The sequence below is a fragment of the Streptomyces aureus genome (assembly GCF_001418135.1).
GTDB classification, from domain to species: domain Bacteria; phylum Actinomycetota; class Actinomycetes; order Streptomycetales; family Streptomycetaceae; genus Streptomyces; species Streptomyces aureus_A.
The window spans coordinates 1-1,989 of the sequence record NZ_LIPQ01000654.1 but is presented as its reverse complement, the minus strand read 5'-3'; the positions used below and the strand labels follow the sequence as shown (position 1 = coordinate 1,989).

The 1,989-nt window shown below is 70.6% G+C and carries 2 protein-coding genes; one reads left to right on the top strand and one right to left on the bottom strand.

Annotated features, from left to right (window positions below; genetic code table 11):
* Positions 1 to 1,376, top strand: a 1,376-nt coding sequence (locus AOK00_RS35705; protein WP_055604256.1) for a chitinase, incomplete at its 5' end; no start/stop codon positions are given.
* On the opposite strand, the gene AOK00_RS35700 is transcribed toward AOK00_RS35705, so the two are convergent.
* On the bottom strand, positions 1,312 to 1,854 hold the full coding sequence (locus AOK00_RS35700; protein WP_079042369.1) for a phosphatase PAP2 family protein: 543 nt from the start codon (positions 1,852 to 1,854) through the stop codon (positions 1,312 to 1,314). The genes AOK00_RS35705 and AOK00_RS35700 overlap by 65 nt on opposite strands.
* Positions 1,855 to 1,989: the final 135 nt, after the last annotated feature.

The window sequence follows — 1,989 nt, the reverse complement described above, 5'->3', positions numbered from 1 at the left end:
TCTACACCCACGGCTGGTACGGCACGCCCGCCTACCAGGCCGACGACCTCTCCCTCTACGGCCCCGGCGGCGACCCGGTGCAGCTCCCGGCCGCCCCCACCGGCCTCGCGGCGGGCTCCCCGACCTCCACCACGGTGCCGCTGACCTGGTCCGCGGTCTCCGGCGCCACCTCGTACCACGTCTACCGGGGGGCCACCAAGGTCCAGACGGTCAGTGGCACCTCGGCCACCGTCACCGGACTCACCGCCTCCACCGCGTACACCTTCCAGGTCAGCGCCGTGAACAGCGCGGGAGAGTCCCCGAAGTCGGCCACCGTGAGCGCGACGACGACCAGCGGCGGCAACCCGGGCAACCCCGGCCTGCCCGCGCACGCCCTCGTCGGCTACCTCCACGCCAGCTTCGCCAACGGCTCCGGCTACACCCGGATGGCCGACGTCCCCGCCTCCTGGGACGTCATCAACCTCGCCTTCGGCGAGCCGACCTCGGTGACCTCGGGCGACATCCGCTTCAGCCTGTGCCCGGCGACGGAGTGCCCGAACGTCGAGTCGGTCGCCGACTTCAAGGCGGCCATCAAGGCCAAGCAGGCCGCGGGCAAGAAGGTCCTGATCTCGATCGGAGGCCAGAACGGCCAGGTCCAGCTCTCCACCACCGCCGCCCGCGACACGTTCGTCTCCTCCGTCTCGAAGATCATCGACGAGTACGGTCTCGACGGCCTCGACATCGACTTCGAGGGTCACTCGCTGTCCCTGCAGACCGGCGACACCGACTTCCGGAACCCGACCAGCCCGGTCATCGTCAACCTGATCCAGGCGGTCAGGACCCTCAAGGCCAAGTACGGCCAGAACTTCGTCCTGACCATGGCCCCGGAGACCTTCTTCGTCCAGCTCGGCTACCAGTACTACGGCTCCGGCCCCTGGGGCGGCCAGGACCCGCGCGCCGGCGCCTACCTGCCGGTCATCCACGCCCTGCGCGACGACCTCACCCTGCTGCACGTCCAGGACTACAACTCCGGCTCCATCATGGGCCTGGACAACCAGTACCACTCGATGGGCGGCGCCGACTTCCACATCGCGATGACCGACATGCTGCTCACCGGCTTCCCGGTCGCGGGCAACACCGACCGCGTCTTCCCGGCCCTCCGCCCCGAACAGGTCGCGATCGGCCTCCCGGCCTCCACCCAGGCGGGCAACGGCCACACGGCCCCGGCCGAGGTGCACAAGGCCCTGGACTGCCTGACGAAGAAGACCAACTGCGGCACCTACCAGACCCACGGCACCTGGCCGGCCCTGCGCGGCCTGATGACCTGGTCGATCAACTGGGACCGCTACAACCAGTGGCAGTTCTCGAACAACTTCGACGCGTACAACTGGAGCTGACCGTCAGGATCAGCAGCGAGAGACAGAGACTGGCCAGCACGTCGAGCGGCCAGTGGAAGCCTCGCAGCACAAGACCGGTCCCCGTCACCGCCGTCAGCACGGCGGCGACGGGGATCAGGCGTTTCGAGACGAGGAGGGCCGCGCCGAAGTAGGCGACGGCGGCCGTGGCCGTGTGCCCCGACGGGTAGTAGCCGTGCGCCCAGGGCTCCAGCGGACCGGGGCGGGCCGTCCACTCCTTCAGGGGGATCACGAGCAGGGGCACGGCGGCCATGGCGAGACCCGCGTACAGGGCCGCGAGTCGTCGGCCGCGCCACACCGCGTACGCCATGGCGCAGGCGAGTACGGGGAGGGCGACGGTCATGTTGCCCAGGTCGGCGGCGAGTTCGGAGAGGGGCCGGGGGACCGAGTCCACCACGGCCCGGGACACCCGCTCGTCGAGCCTGGCCAAGGAGCCGTGGACGAGCACCTGCCAGGTCACGACGACGAGGGCGACGAGCGCCGAGAAGAGAGCCGGCCACCCTGGAACAGGGGGGGTGGTTCCAGGGCGGCCGAGAGGATCGGATCGCCGCGCGCCCCGGGGGGTGTGGGGCGGGCGGCCGTCCGATCGGTGAGG